At 50.2% G+C, this 19,567-nt stretch carries 18 protein-coding genes, 1 tRNA gene and 2 pseudogenes; 11 read left to right on the top strand and 10 right to left on the bottom strand.

Annotation, left to right across the window (positions count from 1 at the left end):
• Window positions 1–329 precede the first annotated feature (329 nt).
• The 4 genes and pseudogenes from FEM44_RS14015 to FEM44_RS25760 form a co-directional block, all read right to left on the bottom strand.
• Window positions 330–1,205, bottom strand: coding sequence for a phosphorothioated DNA-binding restriction endonuclease (locus FEM44_RS14015; protein ID WP_135523684.1), 876 nt, complete (start codon window positions 1,203–1,205; stop codon window positions 330–332).
• Between the two features lie 215 nt (window positions 1,206–1,420).
• Window positions 1,421–2,685 (bottom strand): annotated as a pseudogene (locus FEM44_RS14010) (tyrosine-type recombinase/integrase).
• A gap of 186 nt (window positions 2,686–2,871) precedes the next feature.
• Window positions 2,872–2,956: transfer RNA gene (locus FEM44_RS14005), tRNA-Leu, on the bottom strand.
• A 30-nt stretch (window positions 2,957–2,986) separates the two neighbouring features.
• Window positions 2,987–3,109: a hypothetical protein gene (locus FEM44_RS25760; protein ID WP_276606503.1), complete on the bottom strand. Its 123-nt coding sequence runs from the start codon at window positions 3,107–3,109 to the stop codon at window positions 2,987–2,989.
• A 336-nt stretch (window positions 3,110–3,445) separates the two neighbouring features.
• Here FEM44_RS25760 and FEM44_RS13995 point away from each other — a divergent pair, with 336 nt between their 5' ends.
• The gene (locus tag FEM44_RS13995; RefSeq protein ID WP_130206088.1) at window positions 3,446–4,948 is read left to right on the top strand and encodes a helicase HerA-like C-terminal domain-containing protein; all 1,503 of its coding nucleotides are present in this window, start codon (window positions 3,446–3,448) and stop codon (window positions 4,946–4,948) included.
• 125 nt (window positions 4,949–5,073) lie between these two features.
• Here the strand turns inward: FEM44_RS13995 and lptG are convergent, their stop codons facing one another.
• The 3 genes from lptG to ytgA form a co-directional block, all read right to left on the bottom strand.
• Window positions 5,074–6,156, bottom strand: a complete 1,083-nt coding sequence (lptG, locus tag FEM44_RS13990) for an LPS export ABC transporter permease LptG (protein ID WP_105290080.1) — start codon at window positions 6,154–6,156, stop codon at window positions 5,074–5,076.
• Window positions 6,156–7,256: an LPS export ABC transporter permease LptF gene (gene lptF / locus FEM44_RS13985; RefSeq protein WP_105290081.1), complete on the bottom strand. Its 1,101-nt coding sequence runs from the start codon at window positions 7,254–7,256 to the stop codon at window positions 6,156–6,158. Before lptF ends, lptG begins: the two co-directional genes overlap by 1 nt.
• Before the next feature lie 62 nt (window positions 7,257–7,318).
• Window positions 7,319–7,369 carry a protein YtgA gene (gene ytgA, locus FEM44_RS25285; RefSeq protein ID WP_211180521.1) on the bottom strand — a complete coding sequence of 17 codons (51 nt, stop codon included), beginning with the start codon at window positions 7,367–7,369 and terminating at the stop codon, window positions 7,319–7,321.
• A gap of 153 nt (window positions 7,370–7,522) precedes the next feature.
• Here ytgA and pepA point away from each other — a divergent pair, with 153 nt between their 5' ends.
• The 3 genes from pepA (at window position 7,523) to valS (ending at window position 12,691) form a co-directional block, all read left to right on the top strand.
• Entirely contained in the window at window positions 7,523–9,034 is a 1,512-nt protein-coding gene (gene pepA, locus FEM44_RS13980; protein ID WP_000397144.1) for a leucyl aminopeptidase, read from the top strand.
• A gap of 358 nt (window positions 9,035–9,392) precedes the next feature.
• Window positions 9,393–9,836, top strand: a complete 444-nt coding sequence (holC, locus tag FEM44_RS13975; protein WP_000786399.1) for a DNA polymerase III subunit chi — start codon at window positions 9,393–9,395, stop codon at window positions 9,834–9,836.
• Window positions 9,836–12,691 carry a valine--tRNA ligase gene (gene valS, locus FEM44_RS13970; RefSeq protein ID WP_135523683.1) on the top strand — a complete coding sequence of 952 codons (2,856 nt, stop codon included), beginning with the start codon at window positions 9,836–9,838 and terminating at the stop codon, window positions 12,689–12,691. Before holC ends, valS begins: the two co-directional genes overlap by 1 nt.
• Window positions 12,692–12,740: 49 nt before the next feature.
• Here valS and FEM44_RS13965 read toward each other — a convergent pair whose 3' ends face one another.
• A complete protein-coding gene (locus FEM44_RS13965) occupies window positions 12,741–13,928 on the bottom strand; it encodes a YjgN family protein (protein ID WP_135523682.1) in 1,188 nt (395 codons plus the stop codon).
• 192 nt (window positions 13,929–14,120) lie between these two features.
• Between FEM44_RS13965 and FEM44_RS13960 the strand changes: the two genes are divergently transcribed.
• Window positions 14,121–14,624, top strand: coding sequence for a GNAT family N-acetyltransferase (locus FEM44_RS13960; RefSeq protein ID WP_135523681.1), 504 nt, complete (start codon window positions 14,121–14,123; stop codon window positions 14,622–14,624).
• Window positions 14,625–14,669: 45 nt separating this feature from the next.
• Here the strand turns inward: FEM44_RS13960 and rraB are convergent, their stop codons facing one another.
• Complete coding sequence (rraB, locus tag FEM44_RS13955; protein ID WP_135523680.1) at window positions 14,670–15,086, bottom strand: ribonuclease E inhibitor RraB; 417 nt, start codon at window positions 15,084–15,086, stop codon at window positions 14,670–14,672.
• Between the two features lie 161 nt (window positions 15,087–15,247).
• Here rraB and argF point away from each other — a divergent pair, with 161 nt between their 5' ends.
• Window positions 15,248–16,252, top strand: coding sequence for an ornithine carbamoyltransferase (gene argF / locus FEM44_RS13950; protein WP_135523679.1), 1,005 nt, complete (start codon window positions 15,248–15,250; stop codon window positions 16,250–16,252).
• A gap of 45 nt (window positions 16,253–16,297) precedes the next feature.
• Here argF and tabA read toward each other — a convergent pair whose 3' ends face one another.
• The gene (tabA, locus tag FEM44_RS13945; protein WP_000583474.1) at window positions 16,298–16,750 is read right to left on the bottom strand and encodes a toxin-antitoxin biofilm protein TabA; all 453 of its coding nucleotides are present in this window, start codon (window positions 16,748–16,750) and stop codon (window positions 16,298–16,300) included.
• A 259-nt stretch (window positions 16,751–17,009) separates the two neighbouring features.
• Here tabA and pyrL point away from each other — a divergent pair, with 259 nt between their 5' ends.
• The 5 genes and pseudogenes from pyrL to FEM44_RS25570 all read left to right on the top strand — a co-directional run bounded on the left by pyrL (window position 17,010) and on the right by FEM44_RS25570 (window position 19,539).
• Window positions 17,010–17,144, top strand: coding sequence for a pyr operon leader peptide (gene pyrL / locus FEM44_RS13940; RefSeq protein ID WP_001296693.1), 135 nt, complete (start codon window positions 17,010–17,012; stop codon window positions 17,142–17,144).
• Between the two features lie 2 nt (window positions 17,145–17,146).
• The gene (pyrB, locus tag FEM44_RS13935) at window positions 17,147–18,082 is read left to right on the top strand and encodes an aspartate carbamoyltransferase (RefSeq protein ID WP_000013052.1); all 936 of its coding nucleotides are present in this window, start codon (window positions 17,147–17,149) and stop codon (window positions 18,080–18,082) included.
• A 12-nt stretch (window positions 18,083–18,094) separates the two neighbouring features.
• Window positions 18,095–18,556 (top strand): aspartate carbamoyltransferase regulatory subunit, encoded by a 462-nt coding sequence (gene pyrI, locus FEM44_RS13930; protein WP_097748119.1) that lies wholly within the window; start codon window positions 18,095–18,097, stop codon window positions 18,554–18,556.
• Between the two features lie 72 nt (window positions 18,557–18,628).
• Complete coding sequence (locus FEM44_RS13925; RefSeq protein ID WP_000047542.1) at window positions 18,629–19,015, top strand: enamine/imine deaminase; 387 nt, start codon at window positions 18,629–18,631, stop codon at window positions 19,013–19,015.
• Window positions 19,016–19,081: 66 nt separating this feature from the next.
• Window positions 19,082–19,539, top strand: a pseudogene (locus FEM44_RS25570) (transposase).
• Window positions 19,540–19,567: the final 28 nt, after the last annotated feature.

Raw genomic sequence — 19,567 nt, 5'->3', positions numbered from 1 at the left:
TATCCAAGATATACAGAATAATCACCGCTCGCAACTTCGTCTTGTCCAATACTAGAGTTCATCTCAGGTTAACGGTGTCATTACATCCTCTATCCATAAGGTCATCAGCAAAATAAGACTTAGCGGCTCAAAAATTTGTGCATGTATGAGGGTGTACCTGACCTGCCCCCAAAGAATTATTGCAGCATAGACTAGTAATGGCCGCTTCTGACACAGAACTGCCTGTCAGATTAGGTTTGGCTCTATGCAATAGATGTATCAGGTAAAATCTGAGCTAATACGGCTGAATAGTTTGTATACCACACGCAAAATAACTGCCCTACCCCAGATCAATGCTCGCCTCTGAACACCTCTTTCCTGTGCCATTCCACAAACTGTTCGCCCGGATAATTTTCTTTAACCGGTGGCAACGCAATCGCTTTTCCCGCAAAATCCCAGAACAGTCGCTGTACCACTCCACCACCATTTACCGCACCGGAAACCACCACACGCATATTTTCATCCAGGCCAATCGAACCGTGATCAAACGCTTTATGGTGGATTGCACACAATGCCAAGCCATTAGGTACTTCACAAGGGCCATGGTGCTGCTTCCATTTGATATGAGCAGCTTCCAGAGCAATCGGCGCATTGTCGTGGCGCATGTTAAAGCCGCAGATAGCGCACTGATAATTGTAAGCACGTAGCACCATCTGGCGAAACTTCGGATCGCGTTGACGGAGAGAGGTGCGAATATCAAAACCCATCTCGTCAGCTATCTCTTCCTGAATACTGGCCGGGAAATGCGCCTCCAGGAGCTGCTGCGCCAGCGTATCAATTAACCTGTGATTTTTTGCCACCAAAGCAAAATTATCGGCATCAAATCCACCAGCAACATTATATTCAATGAGTTCACGTCGGGGCGGCTGGCGGCTACCACTGGTTGAGCACAGTTCCGCGTTATGTAGTTCCCAGAAGCCATCGCCCTTCAGACGCCAGAAGGGCATGTCCGGGCGCTGGTCACGGCGCTGCGGTCCATAACGTTCCAGGAGATCCAACAGGGGCTCGTAGATTTCAGAACCATAGTTAAACAGGCGACCATGACCCTGCCGATAGTGTGAGAGAACGTACAGCAGCAATAATGGCTTATGTGGCGCACGTTGTTCGCCTTTACGCCAGATAGTGATATTTGATATCGCTTGCTTTAGGGTTTTGTCAGAGGTCATTGCATTGAAGAATCCATGAGCACATATTTGCGATGATGCTCGCAACTATATGTACATTCAAGGCATTATTGCAGACATCCTTTTTGCCTGTCGGCTCTGTACCTGGCAGATGGAATTCTGATAACAACGAAAAAAAATACAACGACCAACCAGTCCTAAGCGGGCTGGTTGGTCTTTTTAATTTAAACATCAGCCTAGGAATAACGGCATTCAACTCACTCGCCATTACCCCGATTGATCTTCGCATAGTCAAACGGCGTAATCGCTCTCTCCCGATTGGCATCCAGAAAATCCGCCCACCACTGCAACATCAGCTTTCGTTCATCCAGATGTTCCGCTTTATGGATATACGCCGCCCTCACTGAGTTACGTTCCATATGGCTCATCTGCCTTTCCACCGCATCCTTCGACCATAGCCCTGACTCAATTAACGAACTACAGGCCATTGTGCGGAAGCCATGGCCGCAAACCTCAACCTTAGTATCATATCCCATGACCCGTAGCGCACCGTTTACGGTGTTTTCACTCATTGGCTTACGCGGATCATGATCGCCAATGAAGATCAGCTCATGTTCGCCACAGAACTGTTTTATCTGCTTCAGGATCGCCAGTGCCTGTTTTGAAAGCGGCACCAGATGCGGTGTGCGCATCTTTGAACCTCGCTGAGAATGTTTCACATCAGGAATAGGCTCTCGCTCAGGCGGGATGGTCCACATTGAGTTTCAAAATAGATTTCTGACCAGCGAGCAAAACGCAGCTCACTGGACCGAATAAAGATAAGCAAAGTGAGTTCTGTTGCCCAGCGGGTTAGGGGTCTGCCGGTATAGCTGTCTATTTTCTCAAGTAACTCAGGGATGCGCTTTAATTCCAGCGCCGGACGATGTTGTCGATTACTGGAAGCTACCGCCCCAGCCATCTCTTGTGCCGGGTTATAATCAATTAACCCACTTTGTACTGCATAACGCATGATAACGGTAGTGCGCTGTTGAAGACGCGCAGCAACCTCAAGGCGTCCAGACATCTCTACGGCTTTAATAGGTGCTAATAAATCGCGAGTTTTTAACTCAGCGATATTACGCTCACCAAGTGCTGCGAAGAGATTATCTTCCAGGCTTTTTAGTACACGATGGGCGTGATCTTCAGACCACTTTTTATTGGTGCCATGCCACTCGATCGCCATCTCTTTGAAGGTTCGTGCTTTACTCTGTTCAACCTTATCATTTTTCTTTTTGTCTCCCGGATCGACGCCATTCGCTAGCAGCTTACGCGCTTCGTCACGACGTGCTCTGGCATCCGCCAGTGTGATTTCTGGATAAACCCCAAGTGCCAGCATCTTTTGCTTGCCGTCATAACGGTACTGCAAACGCCAGTACTTCGAACCATTTGGATGGACAAGTAGGTGCATACCGCTGCCATCAGTCAGCTTATATTGCTTATCCGTTGGCTTGGCTGTTCTGACTTTGATATCTGTTAACGCCATATTTATCCCCTCCCTGTTGGTACAAGCATTATCGAACCGGAAATACCATCATCTATACCAACATGTGTTGGTAGATGTACGTTGATGTCGGTTGACCTTGAGAGAGTTAATGTAGCTGGAAAGGTAGATAAATACTGGATTTTAGACATAAAAAAAGACCTCAGTTGAGGTCTATTTACATACTTTTGGTGCCGAAGGCCGGACTCGAACCGGCACGTATTTCTACGGTTGATTTTGAATCAACTGCGTCTACCGATTTCGCCACTTCGGCACTGAAGAGGTATGCGGAAAACGTTGTGGATTATACCTGTCGCACGCCACCATGCAAGCGCCAGCTTGCTCGCACCTCGCTAAGTGCTGAAATTTTCAGCATTGCATACAGCGATGTGTAACCTTTGTCACACTCCAGGCCCCGCTCAGCCATGCTCTATACTTCCCGGGCAAGACCAAAGAACAACAAAAGCATGTCAATAATCAATAACGAATAGGGATTGTCGCAATATCCGCTAATTACCGAACATAAGGTGATTCGCCGCGTTATTGCCCAGGGTAGCGCCGCGCAGCCGTGGTCACTGCGGCGCCTGTATTCGCGATAATCAGATCAACTTCTGGCAAGGTGCGATGCCTACAATTATGAATTGCGGAGACTTTGTTGGGTCGCTTCTGCCAGGCCTTTAAGATATCTCGCAATCGGCTGAATTTAGTGGTGAAAACTTTTTAACCGTGCCTATACTCCAGACAGGGAACTGGAGGAAATCTCATGAGCGAACCACGTTTAATTGCCCGCACGCCGGACACAGAACTGTTTTTACTACCCGCTATGGCTAACCGTCACGGACTGATCACTGGCGCAACGGGGACAGGTAAAACTGTCACGCTGCAAAAACTGGCGGAATCTCTGTCAGAAATCGGCGTTCCGGTGTTTATGGCCGATGTAAAAGGTGATTTGACCGGGGTTGCGGCAGAAGGTACGACCTCGGAAAAACTGCTCGCTCGGTTGAAAAATATCGGCGTCAACGACTGGCAACCACATGCGAATCCAGTGGTGGTATGGGATATTTTTGGTGAGAAAGGTCATCCAGTGCGGGCAACGGTATCGGATCTCGGGCCGTTGTTGCTGGCGCGTTTGTTGAATCTCAACGATGTGCAATCTGGCGTCCTGAATATCATTTTCCGTATTGCTGACGATCAGGGATTGTTGCTTCTCGACTTTAAAGATTTGCGGGCGATTACCCAATACATCGGTGATAACGCCAAATCATTCCAGAATCAGTACGGTAATATCAGTAGCGCATCGGTTGGTGCCATCCAGCGCGGATTACTGACGCTGGAACAGCAAGGGGCAACGCATTTCTTTGGCGAGCCGATGCTGGATATCAAAGACTGGATGCGTACCGATGCCAACGGTAAGGGTGTTATCAATATCCTTAGCGCCGAAAAACTCTACCAGATGCCTAAACTGTACGCCGCCAGCCTGTTGTGGATGCTTTCAGAGTTGTATGAACAATTGCCGGAAGCAGGCGATCTGGATAAACCGAAACTGGTGTTTTTCTTCGACGAAGCGCATCTGTTGTTTAACGATGCGCCGCAGGTGCTGCTGGATAAGATTGAACAGGTAATAAGGCTTATCCGTTCAAAAGGCGTGGGCGTCTGGTTTGTTTCGCAAAACCCTTCTGATATTCCGGACAACGTGCTTGGGCAGTTGGGTAATCGCGTTCAGCACGCTCTGCGCGCCTTTACACCGAAAGACCAGAAAGCGGTGAAGACGGCAGCGCAAACCATGCGACCTAATCCTGCATTTGATACGGAAAAGGCGATTCAGGAACTAGGAACCGGCGAAGCGTTGATCTCTTTTCTGGATGCGAAAGGAAGCCCTTCTGTGGTAGAGCGTGCGATGGTGATCGCGCCTTGTTCACGGATGGGGCCAGTGACAGAAGATGAGCGTAATGGCTTGATTAATCACTCCCCGGTGTACGGCAAGTATGAAGATGACGTGGACCGGGAATCCGCCTATGAGATGTTGCAAAAAGGCGTACAGGCAAGTACCGAGCAGCAAAATACCCCTCCGGCCAAAGGGAAAGAGATAAGTGAAGATGACGGTATTCTGGGTGGGTTGAAGGATATTTTGTTTGGCACTACCGGACCACGCGGCGGAAAGAAAGATGGCGTGGTGCAAACAATGGCGAAAAGCGCCGCCCGCCAGGTGACGAATCAGATTGTACGCGGTGTGCTGGGGAGTTTGCTTGGGGGGAGAAAAAGGTAAGTCAGGCGCTGTTTGTGTTCTCTCACACCAACTTGCCTTTGCCTGATGCACTACGCTTATCAGGCCTACGCCACTTTACTAACAATAAGAAAGGGAGCTTTAGCTCCCTTTCTTCGTTCATCAGGTTACGATTTTCTCATTAACAGCCACAGGCTAATTAAGAAGAAACTGGCGCTTGGCAACAGTGCGCCGATAATCGGCGGAATGCCGTAAACCAGCGTCAGCGGGCCGAAGATCTGATCCAGTACGTAGAACACAAAACCGAAGCTAATACCGGTGACCACGCGCACGCCCATCGGCACGCTGCGCAGCGGGCCGAAGATAAATGACAGCGCCATCAGCATCATTACCGCCACGGATAGCGGCTGGAAGATTTTGCTCCACATATTAAGCTGGTAGCGCCCGGCGTCCTGACCGCTCGACTTCAGATACTTCACGTAGTTGTGCAAACCACTGATGGAGAGCGCATCCGGATCCAGCGCCACCACGCCCAGTTTGTCCGGCGTGAGGTTGGTTTTCCAGGTGCCGCTCACCGTCTGCGAACCGGTTATCTGTTTTGGATTGGTCAGGTCAGACTCATCAACCTGCGACAGACGCCAGACTTTATGTTCAGGGTCAAACTTCGCGGAAGCGGCATAGCGAACGGATTGCAGACGACGATTCTCGTTAAAGGCATAAATACTGATACCACCTAACTCTTCGTCACCTTTTACTCGCTCAATATAGACAAAGTTGTCACCATCTTTGGCCCATAAACCTTGTTGAGTAGAGAGCAACGAACCACCGTACATCGCCTGCGCGCGGTAGTTACGCGCCATCTGTTCGCCCTGCGGCGCGACCCATTCGCCAATCGCCATCGTCAGTAAAACCAGCGGAATGGCGGTTTTCATTACCGACAGCGCTACTTGCATGCGGGTAAAACCAGAAGCCTGCATCACCACCAGTTCGCTGCGCTGCGCCAGCATCCCCAGTCCGAGCAACGCGCCCAGCAGGGCCGCCATCGGGAAGAAGATTTGCACATCTTTCGGCACGCTCAGCAGGGTATACATCCCCGCGCCTACCGCGTCGTAACTCCCCTGCCCGGCTTTTTTCAGCTGATCGACAAACTTGATAATGCCGGAAAGCGACACCAGCATGAACAGCGTCATCATGATGGTGGTGAAAATGGTTTTACCGATATAGCGGTCAAGAACACCAAAAGGTTGCATCACACCGCTCCTTTACGCGAAAAACTGGCGCGCAGGCGGCGAACCGGCACCGTATCCCAAAGGTTGAGAACAATCGCTAAAGCCAGATAAATCAGGTTAACGGTCCACATCCACAGCGTCGGGTCCAGCTTACCTTTACCGCCGTTCGATTTCAGGGAGGTCTGGATCAGGAAGAAAAGCAGATACAGCAGCATGGCTGGCAGCATCGACAGGACACGACCCTGACGCGGGTTAACCACGCTCAGCGGTACGACCATCAACGCCATCATAAAGACGGTGAATACCAGCGTGATACGCCAGTTTAGCTCCGCACGGGCGCGATCGGTGTCGGTGTTCCACAACGTGCGCATGTCCATCTGGTCGGTATCGTTCGGGTCGAGCGCCACCGCCTGGTGACCAATGATCGCCTGATAATCCTGGAAGTCCGTAATGCGGAAATCACGTAACAGTGCAGTGCCTTCGAAGCGCGTTCCCTGGTTGAGGCTGACAACCTGGGATCCGTCGCGCAGTTGCGTTAAATGTCCGGAATCGGCCACCACCACAGAAGGACGCGCGTTACCTTTTGGTCGAATTTGCGCGAGGAACACATCTTTGAAATCGCTGCCGTCAACGCTTTCGATGAACAGCACCGAGCTGCCATTAGTCGCTTGCTGGAATTGCCCTTGCGCCAGCGCCGCCATGCCTGGGTTAGCTTTCGCTTCTGCCAGCACTTCATCCTGATGGCGCGATGACCACGGCCCCGCCCACATAACGTTAACCGCCGCGACAATCGCCGTGAACACCGCGAGAACCATCGCCGCTTTCACCAGAACCGCTTTGCTCAGGCCGCAGGCATGCATTACCGTAATTTCACTTTCGGTATACAGTTTACCCAACGTCATCAGCAGCCCGAGGAACAGGCTTAATGGCAGGATAAGCTGCGCCATTTCCGGCACGCCCAGCCCCAACAGGGAGAGCACCAGATTCGCCGGAATATCGCCGTCAACCGCTGCGCCGAGGATCCTCACTAACTTTTGACAGAAGAAGATCAAAAGCAAGATGAAGAGTATCGCCAGCTGGCTTTTGAGCGTCTCCCGCACCAGATATCTTATGATTATCACTTTAAATACGCCCGTAAAAACTCGTCTTTTGCAGGATTTTAGCTTGTTTCATGGCTTAAACGTCATTTATTCTCTTGAGTCGTCGAAATCGTCGCTAAGATAATTATACTCAACGGATTCACCTCTCAGATTTTGTTCTGACGTGCCAATGCCGTAATAACGTTAAGATTAACACGAAGTCATCGCAACAGCGGACATGAGTTACGAAAGCTTGCAATTCTATCTGTAGCCACCGCCGTTGTCTTTAAGATTCAGGAGCGTAGTGCATGGAGTTTAGTGTAAAAAGCGGTAGCCCGGAGAAACAGCGGAGTGCCTGCATCGTCGTGGGCGTCTTCGAACCACGTCGCCTTTCTCCGATTGCAGAACAGCTCGATAAAATCAGCGATGGGTACATCAGCGCCCTGCTGCGCCGAGGCGAACTGGAAGGAAAACCGGGGCAGACACTGTTGCTCCACCATGTGCCTAACGTGCTTTCTGAGCGCATCCTTCTTATTGGTTGCGGTAAAGAACGTGAGCTGGATGAGCGCCAGTACAAACAAGTCATTCAGAAAACCATTAATACGCTGAATGATACTGGCTCGATGGAAGCGGTCTGCTTCCTGACCGAGCTGCACGTCAAAGGTCGTAATAACTACTGGAAAGTACGCCAGGCGGTCGAGACGGCAAAAGAGACGCTCTACAGTTTTGATCAGCTGAAAACGAACAAGAGCGAACCGCGTCGTCCGCTGCGTAAAATGGTGTTCAACGTGCCGACCCGCCGTGAACTGACCAGCGGGGAGCGCGCGATCCAGCACGGTCTGGCGATTGCCGCCGGGATTAAAGCTGCGAAAGATCTCGGCAATATGCCGCCGAATATCTGTAACGCCGCTTACCTCGCCTCTCAGGCGCGCCAGCTGGCTGACAGCTACAGCAAGAATGTTATTACCCGCGTTATCGGCGAACAGCAGATGAAAGAGCTGGGGATGCATTCCTATCTGGCAGTCGGTCAGGGTTCGCAGAACGAATCGCTGATGTCAGTGATTGAGTACAAAGGCAACGCGTCGGAAGATGCACGCCCAATCGTGCTGGTGGGTAAAGGTTTAACCTTCGACTCCGGCGGTATCTCCATCAAGCCTTCAGAAGGCATGGATGAGATGAAGTACGATATGTGCGGTGCGGCGGCGGTTTATGGCGTGATGCGGATGGTCGCGGAACTGCAACTGCCGATTAACGTTATCGGCGTGCTGGCAGGCTGCGAAAACATGCCTGGCGGACGTGCCTATCGTCCGGGCGATGTGTTAACCACCATGTCCGGTCAAACCGTAGAAGTGCTGAATACCGACGCCGAAGGCCGCCTGGTACTGTGCGATGTGTTAACTTACGTTGAGCGTTTTGAGCCGGAAGCGGTGATTGACGTGGCGACGCTGACCGGTGCCTGCGTGATCGCGCTGGGTCATCACATTACCGGTCTGATGGCGAACCATAACCCGCTGGCCCATGAGCTGATTGCTGCATCTGAACAATCCGGTGACCGCGCATGGCGTTTACCGCTGGGTGACGAGTATCAGGAACAGCTGGAGTCCAATTTTGCCGATATGGCGAATATTGGCGGTCGTCCTGGTGGGGCAATTACCGCAGGTTGCTTCCTGTCTCGCTTTACCCGCAAGTACAACTGGGCGCACCTGGATATTGCAGGAACCGCCTGGCGTTCTGGTAAAGCAAAAGGCGCAACCGGTCGTCCGGTGGCGTTGCTGGCACAGTTCCTGTTGAATCGAGCCGGGTTTAACGGCGAAGAGTAATTGCATCAGGCAATGTTGTTATTGTCGGATGCGGCGTGAACGCCTTATCCGACCGACACACAGCACTGAACTCGTAGGCCTGATAAGACGCGGCAGCGTCGCATCAGGCAATGCTGTTATTGTCGGATGCGGCGTGAACGCCTTATCCGACCTACACACAGCACCGAACTCGTAGGCCTGATAAGACGCGGCAGCGTCGCATCAGGCAATGTTGTTATTGTCGGATGCGGCGTGAACGCCTTATCCGACCGACACACAGCACTGAACTCGTAGGCCTGATAAGACGCGGCAGCGTCGCATCAGGCAATGCTGTGTATTACCAGATGCATATTTAAATCCACCACAAGAAGCCCCATATATGAAAAACGCAACGTTCTACCTTCTGGACAATGACACCACCGTCGATGGCTTAAGCGCCGTTGAACAGCTGGTGTGTGAAATTGCCGCAGAACGTTGGCGCAGTGGTAAGCGCGTGCTTATCGCCTGTGAAGATGAAAAGCAGGCTTACCGGCTGGATGAAGCCCTGTGGGCGCGTCCGGCAGAAAGCTTTGTTCCGCATAATTTAGCGGGAGAAGGACCGCGCGGAGGTGCGCCGGTGGAGATCGCCTGGCCGCAAAAACGTAGCAGCAGCCCGCGCGATATATTGATTAGTCTGCGAACAAGCTTTGCAGATTTTGCCACCGCTTTCACAGAAGTGGTAGACTTCGTCCCTTATGAAGATTCTCTGAAACAACTGGCGCGCGAACGCTATAAAGCCTACCGCGTGGCTGGTTTCAACCTGAATACGGCAACCTGGAAATAATGGAAAAGACATACAACCCACAAGATATCGAACAGCCGCTTTACGAGCACTGGGAAAAGCAGGGCTACTTTAAGCCTAATGGCGATGAAAGCCAGGAAAGTTTCTGCATCATGATCCCGCCGCCGAACGTCACCGGCAGTTTGCATATGGGTCACGCCTTCCAGCAAACCATCATGGATACCATGATCCGCTATCAGCGCATGCAGGGCAAAAACACCCTGTGGCAGGTCGGTACTGACCACGCCGGGATCGCTACCCAGATGGTCGTTGAGCGCAAGATTGCCGCAGAAGAAGGTAAAACCCGTCACGACTACGGCCGCGAAGCTTTCATCGACAAAATCTGGGAATGGAAAGCGGAATCCGGCGGCACCATTACCCGTCAGATGCGCCGTCTCGGCAACTCCGTCGACTGGGAGCGTGAACGCTTCACCATGGACGAAGGCCTGTCCAATGCGGTGAAAGAAGTTTTCGTTCGTCTGTATAAAGAAGACCTGATTTACCGTGGCAAGCGCCTGGTAAACTGGGACCCGAAACTGCGTACCGCTATTTCTGACCTGGAAGTAGAAAACCGCGAATCGAAAGGTTCGATGTGGCACATCCGCTATCCGCTGGCTGACGGCGCGAAAACCGCAGACGGTAAAGATTATCTGGTGGTTGCGACTACCCGTCCGGAAACCCTGCTGGGCGATACCGGCGTGGCCGTTAACCCGGAAGATCCGCGTTATAAAGATCTGATTGGCAAATATGTCGTTCTGCCGCTGGTTAACCGTCGTATTCCGATCGTTGGCGACGAACACGCCGACATGGAAAAAGGCACCGGCTGCGTGAAGATCACTCCGGCACACGACTTTAACGACTATGAAGTCGGTAAACGTCACGCCCTGCCGATGATCAACATCCTGACCTTTGACGGTGATATCCGTGAAAGCGCCCAGGTGTTCGATACCAAAGGTAACGAATCTGACGTTTATTCCAGCGAGATCCCGGCAGAGTTCCAGAAACTGGAGCGTTTTGCTGCGCGTAAAGCGATCGTTGCTGCGGTTGACGCGCTCGGCCTGCTGGAAGAAATTAAACCGCACGATCTGACCGTTCCTTACGGCGACCGTGGCGGCGTGGTTATCGAACCGATGCTGACCGACCAGTGGTACGTGCGTGCCGATGTACTGGCGAAACCGGCGGTTGAAGCGGTTGAGAACGGCGATATTCAGTTCGTACCGAAGCAGTACGAAAACATGTACTTCTCCTGGATGCGCGATATTCAGGACTGGTGTATCTCTCGTCAGCTGTGGTGGGGTCACCGTATCCCGGCATGGTACGACGAAGCGGGTAACGTTTATGTTGGCCGCAACGAAGATGAAGTGCGTAAAGAAAATAACCTCGGTGCCGACGTTGCTCTACGTCAGGACGAAGACGTTCTCGATACCTGGTTCTCCTCCGCGCTGTGGACCTTCTCTACCCTTGGCTGGCCGGAAAACACCGACGCCCTACGTCAGTTCCACCCAACCAGCGTGATGGTATCTGGTTTCGACATCATCTTCTTCTGGATTGCCCGCATGATCATGATGACCATGCACTTCATCAAAGATGAAAATGGCAAACCGCAGGTGCCGTTCCACACCGTTTACATGACCGGCCTGATTCGTGATGACGAAGGCCAGAAGATGTCTAAATCCAAGGGTAACGTTATCGACCCGCTGGATATGGTTGACGGTATTTCGCTGCCGGAACTGCTGGAAAAACGTACCGGCAATATGATGCAGCCGCAGCTGGCGGACAAAATCCGTAAGCGCACCGAGAAGCAGTTCCCAAACGGCATTGAGCCGCACGGTACTGACGCGCTGCGCTTCACCCTGGCGGCGCTGGCTTCTACCGGTCGTGACATCAACTGGGATATGAAGCGTCTGGAAGGCTACCGTAACTTCTGTAACAAGCTGTGGAACGCCAGCCGCTTTGTGCTGATGAACACAGAAGGTCAGGATTGCGGCTTTAACGGCGGTGAAATGACACTGTCGCTGGCGGATCGCTGGATTCTGGCTGAGTTCAACCAGACCATCAAAGCGTACCGCGAAGCGCTGGACAGCTTCCGCTTCGATATCGCCGCAGGCATTCTCTATGAATTCACCTGGAACCAGTTCTGTGACTGGTATCTGGAGCTGACTAAGCCGGTAATGAACGGTGGCACCGAAGCCGAACTGCGCGGTACTCGCCATACGCTGGTGACCGTGCTGGAAGGTCTGCTGCGCCTCGCGCATCCGATCATTCCGTTCATCACCGAAACCATCTGGCAGCGTGTGAAAGTACTTTGCGGCATCACTGCCGACACCATCATGCTGCAACCGTTCCCGCAGTACGATGCGTCTCAGGTTGATGAAGCCGCACTGGCTGACACCGAGTGGCTGAAGCAGGCGATCGTTGCGGTACGTAACATCCGTGCAGAAATGAACATCGCCCCGGGCAAACCGCTGGAGCTGCTGCTGCGTGGTTGCAGCGCGGATGCAGAACGTCGCGTAAATGAAAACCGTGGCTTCCTGCAAACGCTGGCGCGTCTGGAAAGCATCACCGTGCTACCTGTCGATGACAAAGGTCCGGTTTCCGTTACTAAGATCGTCGACGGTGCAGAGCTGCTGATCCCGATGGCTGGCCTCATTAACAAAGAAGATGAGCTGGCGCGTCTGGCGAAAGAAGTGGCGAAGATTGAAGGTGAAATCAGCCGCATCGAGAACAAGCTGGCGAACGAAGGCTTTGTAGCGCGCGCACCGGAAGCGGTCATCGCGAAAGAGCGTGAAAAGCTGGAAGGTTATGCGGAAGCGAAAGCGAAGCTGATTGAACAGCAGGCAGTTATCGCCGCGCTGTAATCAACACTGTGAAGAAAACGAAGGCCGGAGCATGCTCCGGCCTTTTTATTTAGATAAACGGAACATACGGCATAATACCGCGAGAAATCCACATTAACGGACCGCTATCCTGCGGTTTGTCATCATTGGTTAACTCCAGCGAATCAAGGTCGCCCTGGACATGGGTATTGTTAGCAATCCAGCTAACCATCCACATTTTCAGCCAGGGATAAGCCAGACCACAGGTAATTGAGGACCCCATTAATACCGCCAACATGCGCAGAAGCATACCGATCGCGGTAACAGATGAATGAAAACGAATTGTTCCATTTGCCAGTGTCAGATTATTCAAAAACAGATTGCGTAACGTGACATAGAGATAACTGGCAAACACAAGGATCGCAACAAAATACAGGAAATAAGAAGCCATAATCTGCGGGTAATATTGTAATACAAGCTCACTGCCAGCATCAGACCTACCCAACATGCTCATCATCATTAACTGCTGGAATACTGGCGCAATCATAATACCGATCACAATGATGAAAGGAGCCATGGTTAATATTGCGAGTGTACATCCTTTAATGCATTCTTTTACGTTTACCTGAATAGAAAATTTATGAATGCCAAAAGTTGCATTGTTACCCAGTAATGGCATCCATTTACTATAGGTTATACCATGGACGACACCCAGCCCGATGGCAGAAAGCAAACTTAACGCGACTAAGTTAAAGAATAATCCTCCTATCGATGTCGTCACTTGCGCAATAAGGTACAGTGCGAGCCAAAAAGCTAATGCCAACAGAACAGGCAGACCTAACATAACCCACCATGCACGGAGCATTGAGCAGTTAAAGCCAAAGCGAATACCATTCAGTGAGGTCATGTTCGCCTGATACTGCAGACTCTTCACAGCCATGCAAGGAATACCGCAGATCAAGAGAGCAAACAGGAGAAAAGCAAGAACAAAGTGTTGACCTGCAAAACAAGAAATACTGAAAAAATAAACGATCATAATAAGTAACATGCTAACAAAAATGGCACCACCTGTTCCCTTATAACTAAATGGTTGCCCCTTGAGTGTAACATGCTGATAAATATAACGACGGCATTTCACTAATGCCCACGGCCCATATATTCCCAGAGTAATAATTGTCAGTAAAAAATTCACAAGACAAATAAGAAAATACTCACCACCCTTGCCTGTGAAAACAAACGAGTGCCGAGAATTATCTTTCCCGATGTTTACATCATTCATAAACTATATCCCTAAAATAAATTCCATTCATACAGATAATAATTCCAGTAAATTGATACTGGTCCGCCTAGAATACGCTTTATCTCAGAGATATATGCTTAATATTTTCTGATTTATCTTCTTCTTGCGCCACATAAGCGAGGGTGGTATTAAAGGGAGCTATAAATCATACATTTGAAATTGAGCTATGCTATGAATGTTGTTGTTTCGCCCGCACTCCGTCTGCGCAAACTTACTGCCGCCGATAATCCTGCTATCGCCCGCGTCATTCGTCAGGTTTCCGCAGAGTATGGTCTTACCGCCGATAAAGGCTACACCGTTGCCGATCCGAATCTCGACGAGCTGTATCAAGTGTACAGCCAGCCTGGTCATGCCTATTGGGTGGTTGAGTACAATGGCGAAGTGGTCGGCGGTGGCGGGATTGCGCCATTAACTGGTAGTGAAGCGGACATTTGCGAACTGCAGAAAATGTATTTTCTTCCTGCTATTCGCGGCAAAGGGTTGGCGAAAAAACTGGCCTTAATGGCGATGGAGCAGGCACGAGAAATGGGTTTCAAACGCTGCTATCTGGAAACGACCGCTTTTTTGAAAGAAGCGATTGGTTTGTATGAACATTTAGGTTTTCAACATATCGACCATGCACTTGGCTGCACGGGCCATGTTGATTGTGAAGTGCGGATGTTGCGCGAACTCTAAAAAAATGCCCGCTAGTGTGTGCTATCGGGCATTTTAATCAATTAATTAATGGCGAACACCGTCATCGTCTTCGTCGACATAATCTTCATCGTCGCCCTCTTCGCCGTTAGGATCTTCAAAGTAAGTGCCCCAACCATCGTATTCAACGTCGAATTTCTCTGCCAGGTTCATCAATTGCTCAACCTGGGCATCGATCAGATCGGCATTCAACGCGCATTCGCTGAGGATGTCACAGCAAATTACGATATCGCCATCTTCCACTTCCAGCTCTTCCGGATCGGTCACTTCGTAACCGAGTTTAAACGCTTCAACCGCTGCTTTTTCCAGGGTTTCCAGATCGTCTGCGGAAAGGTGATGTTCGATGGTGTACAGCGCGTCCGGATCGCTGCCATCTTCCAGTAATTCTTCAATAATCAAACGTGTTTCTTCACGCTGTTCTTCGAGTTGTTCCGGGTTTGCCATGACTTATTCCTCTTAATGTCCTGCTGATACTCTTATTGTCACACACCACTGACATTGCCTCCACCTTTGTGACAAAGTTTTATGCTTTAGGCTTGCAAATGAATATTCATACATATAAATTGAATTTTAATTCATTATGGCGTAAGCCACAGGAGGGATCTATGTCCGGGTTTTATCATAAGCATTTCCTGAAATTACTTGATTTCACGCCAGCTGAACTCAACACCCTGCTCCAGCTAGCCGCTAAACTAAAAGCAGATAAAAAAAGCGGTAAAGAAGAAGCCAGACTCACCGGTAAAAACATCGCGCTCATCTTCGAAAAAGACTCAACCCGTACCCGATGCTCTTTCGAAGTTGCCGCATATGACCAGGGCGCTCGCGTCACTTATCTCGGCCCAAGCGGCAGCCAGATTGGCCATAAAGAGTCAATTAAAGATACCGCCCGCGTGCTTGGCCGCATGTATGACGGTATTCAGTATCGCGGCTATGGTCAGGAGATTGTCGAAACACTGGCGGAATACGCTGGCGTCCCGGTATGGAATGGGCTGACCAATGAGTTCCACCCCACGCAACTGCTGGCAGATCTGCTGACCATGCAAGAACATTTACCGGGTAAAGCGTTTAATGAGATGACGCTGGTTTATGCCGGAGATGCACGCAACAACATGGGTAACTCAATGTTGGAAGCGGCCGCGCTGACCGGTCTGGATTTGCGTCTGGTGGCGCCACAGGCATGCTGGCCGGAATCTTCGCTGGTTATGGAATGCCGCGCCCTGGCACAACAAAATGGCGGGAATATTACTCTGACAGAAGATGTCGCGACTGGCGTTAAAGGTGCTGACTTTATCTATACCGATGTGTGGGTGTCGATGGGTGAAGCAAAAGAGAAATGGGCTGAACGGATTGCATTGCTGCGTGATTATCAGGTGAATAGCAAGATGATGCAGTTAACTGGTAACCCGGAGGTCAAATTCCTCCACTGCCTGCCCGCGTTTCATGACGACCAAACGACGTTAGGTAAAAAGATGGCAGAAGAATTTGGCCTGCACAGTGGGATGGAAGTGACGGATGAGGTCTTTGAATCTGCTGCCAGTATTGTTTTTGATCAGGCGGAAAACCGCATGCATACCATCAAAGCAGTGATGGTCGCGACGCTCGCCCAATAACGTCAGTACCGGAGGCGGCGTAACGTCGCCACCGGCATAACCCGCTTACGCCATCAGCATTTTCACAACCGCTTTGCGAACCTGGGCTGGCTCGCCCACTGCGCACAGTGGCTTGTGTACTTCCCCCGGATAGAACACGACAAAGTCGCCTTCATTGAGGATGACTGTTTTCTCCTCAACGCCTTCCGGCAAAAAGGCGATATCTTTATCGGCTAACCAGTCAGTATCCGGCGTGCCTGCAGGTTGAGTGCTGAAGGTCATGCCTTCCTGCCCTTTTAGCACAATCTGAATGTCGAGATAGCGGGCATGGTACTCCGCGCGACGCGCTTCATACGGCTCAGTCATATCTTCAGAGATAAGATAAAACAGACGGTTGCCTTCGATATCATGCTTACCTTTTGGCGTTTCTGCCGTAACGTGCGCTTTAATATACTCAATCGCCTGACGTAATTCTTCCGGCAACCATTGCTGGAGATTATGAATATTTCCGATGATCATTTTTTTCTTCCTCAATTAAAACATCGTTTCATTTCTCTTGTTATACGTAATTCCTTGCTGCCATACCAGCATTTTTTGCCGCCTGATTGCGCCAGCGCATATTTTTCCACCCACATTTTTCAAAAATTTATTTCATTATAAATTCAAATTTAAAGCATATAAATTCACAACAATCGTTTACCTTGGGGGGTTCTTGCATTAATAGCTTGATTCCACTTTCTGGCTGAGTATAATGCCGGACAATTTGCCGGGAGGATGTATGGTTCAGTGTGTTCGACATTTTGTCTTACCGCGTCTGAAAAAAGACGCTGGCCTGCCGTTTTTCTTCCCGTTGATCACTCATTCCCAGCCCCTCAATCGAGGGGCTTTTTTTTGCCCAGGCGTCAGGAGATAAACATGGCTAATCCGCTATATCAAAAACACATCATTTCCATAAATGACCTTAGTCGCGATGACCTTAATCTGGTGCTGGCGACAGCGGCGAAACTGAAAGCGAACCCGCAACCAGAACTGTTGAAACATAAAGTGATTGCCAGTTGCTTCTTCGAAGCATCAACCCGCACCCGCCTCTCTTTCGAAACCTCAATGCACCGCCTGGGTGCCAGCGTGGTGGGCTTCTCCGACAGCGCTAATACTTCACTGGGTAAAAAAGGCGAAACGCTGGCTGATACCATCTCAGTTATCAGCACTTACGTCGATGCGATTGTGATGCGCCATCCACAGGAAGGTGCGGCACGCCTGGCCACCGAGTTTTCCGGCAATGTACCGGTACTGAATGCCGGTGATGGCTCCAACCAACATCCGACGCAAACCTTGCTGGATCTGTTCACCATTCAGGAAACCCAGGGACGTCTGGACAATCTTCGCGTCGCAATGGTCGGCGACCTGAAATATGGTCGCACCGTTCACTCCCTGACCCAGGCGCTGGCGAAATTCGATGGCAACCGTTTCTACTTCATCGCCCCGGATGCGCTGGCAATGCCGCAGTACATTCTGGATATGCTCGATGAAAAAGGTATCGCCTGGAGTCTGCATAGTTCCATTGAAGAAGTGATGGCGGAAGTGGACATTCTGTATATGACTCGCGTGCAAAAAGAGCGTCTGGACCCGTCCGAATACGCCAACGTCAAAGCACAGTTTGTCCTGCGCGCCAGCGATCTTCACAACGCCAAAGCCAATATGAAAGTGCTGCATCCGCTGCCGCGTATTGATGAAATTGCGACGGATGTCGATAAAACGCCGCACGCCTGGTACTTCCAGCAAGCAGGCAATGGGATTTTCGCTCGCCAGGCGTTACTGGCACTGGTTCTGAATCGCGATCTGGTACTGTAAGGGGAAATAGAGATGACACACGATAATAAATTGCAGGTTGAAGCTATTAAACGCGGCACGGTAATTGACCATATCCCCGCCCAGATCGGTTTTAAGCTGTTGAGCTTGTTCAAGTTAACCGAAACCGATCAGCGCATCACCATCGGTCTGAACCTACCTTCCGGCGAGATGGGCCGCAAGGATCTGATCAAAATCGAAAATACCTTTTTAAATGAAGATCAAGTAGACCAACTGGCACTGTATGCGCCGCAAGCCACGGTAAACCGTATCGACAACTATGAAGTGGTCGGCAAATCACGCCCCAGCCTGCCGGAACGTATTGATAATGTGCTGGTCTGCCCGAACAGCAACTGTATCAGCCATGCAGAACCGGTTTCTTCCAGCTTTGCCGTGAGAAAACGCGCCAATGATATTGCGCTCAAATGCAAATATTGTGAAAAAGAGTTTTCGCATAATGTGGTGCTGGCCAATTAATTGCGGTTGGTAATAAATGTTAGGCTCCCTATAATGAGCCAGACTTTTTACCGCTGTAATAAAGGAGAAATCATGAGCAAAACTATCGCGACGGAAAATGCACCCGCAGCTATCGGTCCGTATGTTCAGGGCGTTGATCTGGGCAGTATGATCATCACTTCCGGTCAGATCCCGGTAAACCCGAAAACTGGCGAAGTACCGGCAGACGTCGCTGCACAGGCGCGTCAATCGCTGGATAACGTAAAAGCGATCGTGGAAGCGGCAGGTCTGAAAGTGGGCGATATCGTTAAAACCACCGTGTTTGTGAAAGATCTGAACGACTTCGCAACCGTAAACGCCACTTACGAAGCGTTCTTCACCGAACACAACGCCACCTTCCCGGCACGTTCTTGCGTTGAAGTTGCTCGTCTGCCAAAAGACGTGAAGATTGAGATCGAAGCGATCGCTGTTCGTCGCTAATCTCTTTCAAAAAGATAATCCAGGTTTCGCGCCTGGATTATCTGATTCAACCACGGAGGGTTGAAGATGGCTAAAGCCCGTTTCACTGATGAACAAATTGCTAAAATTTTACAGCAGTCAAAAAGGGTGCTCCTAATAAGGAATTATGTGAACACTATCAATTTAGTGTTAGTACGCTGCGGCGCTGGCAAGAACAGCACGCAGAAGGCGTAAGAAGTGAATTAAAAAAAATAGAATCCAAAGCGCAAATCGTCTTTCTACTTTTCTTTGCTGTCTCCATTATACTTACGCTTATATTTGGCAAACCTACAGGTGGATGGGTAATACCGCCTTTATTACTTTATTGTCTTTATTATATCCGCTTGTATCGCAACATATCCTCCAGACACATTAAAAAAGAAGACATCTATCTCTCTCGTTCGGTAAATAAAAGCTATAGTGCCCTTTATAATTTGAGTTGGACGTTTATTTGTTTTTTTATTTTTGCAGTAATCTATTTTTTTGTGCAGATTTTTCGTAGGTGACTGACCTGAAAGAATATTTCAGGTCAGT

The organism is Escherichia sp. E4742 (genome assembly GCF_005843885.1).
Classification (GTDB): Bacteria; Pseudomonadota; Gammaproteobacteria; order Enterobacterales; family Enterobacteriaceae; genus Escherichia.
The sequence above is the reverse complement of the archived record's forward strand: the minus strand, read 5'-3'. Positions and strand labels throughout refer to the sequence as shown.

Excerpts from the sequence above, each read along its gene's own strand:
- argF (WP_135523679.1), top strand. The coding sequence starts at position 15,248 with ATGTCCGGGTTTTATCATAAGCATTTCCTGAAATTACTTGATTTCACG.
- FEM44_RS13925 (WP_000047542.1), top strand. The coding sequence starts at position 18,629 with ATGAGCAAAACTATCGCGACGGAAAATGCACCCGCAGCTATCGGTCCG.
- rraB (WP_135523680.1), bottom strand. The coding sequence starts at position 15,086 with ATGGCAAACCCGGAACAACTCGAAGAACAGCGTGAAGAAACACGTTTG.
- FEM44_RS13995 (WP_130206088.1), top strand. The coding sequence starts at position 3,446 with ATGAGCGAACCACGTTTAATTGCCCGCACGCCGGACACAGAACTGTTT.
- FEM44_RS13960 (WP_135523681.1), top strand. The coding sequence starts at position 14,121 with ATGAATGTTGTTGTTTCGCCCGCACTCCGTCTGCGCAAACTTACTGCC.
- valS (WP_135523683.1), top strand. The coding sequence starts at position 9,836 with ATGGAAAAGACATACAACCCACAAGATATCGAACAGCCGCTTTACGAG.
- pepA (WP_000397144.1), top strand. The coding sequence starts at position 7,523 with ATGGAGTTTAGTGTAAAAAGCGGTAGCCCGGAGAAACAGCGGAGTGCC.
- pyrI (WP_097748119.1), top strand. The coding sequence starts at position 18,095 with ATGACACACGATAATAAATTGCAGGTTGAAGCTATTAAACGCGGCACG.
- FEM44_RS25760 (WP_276606503.1), bottom strand. The coding sequence starts at position 3,109 with ATGGCTGAGCGGGGCCTGGAGTGTGACAAAGGTTACACATCGCTGTAT.
- tabA (WP_000583474.1), bottom strand. The coding sequence starts at position 16,750 with ATGATCATCGGAAATATTCATAATCTCCAGCAATGGTTGCCGGAAGAA.
- lptG (WP_105290080.1), bottom strand. The coding sequence starts at position 6,156 with ATGCAACCTTTTGGTGTTCTTGACCGCTATATCGGTAAAACCATTTTC.
- pyrB (WP_000013052.1), top strand. The coding sequence starts at position 17,147 with ATGGCTAATCCGCTATATCAAAAACACATCATTTCCATAAATGACCTT.
- pyrL (WP_001296693.1), top strand. The coding sequence starts at position 17,010 with ATGGTTCAGTGTGTTCGACATTTTGTCTTACCGCGTCTGAAAAAAGAC.
- holC (WP_000786399.1), top strand. The coding sequence starts at position 9,393 with ATGAAAAACGCAACGTTCTACCTTCTGGACAATGACACCACCGTCGAT.
- FEM44_RS14015 (WP_135523684.1), bottom strand. The coding sequence starts at position 1,205 with ATGACCTCTGACAAAACCCTAAAGCAAGCGATATCAAATATCACTATC.
- FEM44_RS13965 (WP_135523682.1), bottom strand. The coding sequence starts at position 13,928 with ATGAATGATGTAAACATCGGGAAAGATAATTCTCGGCACTCGTTTGTT.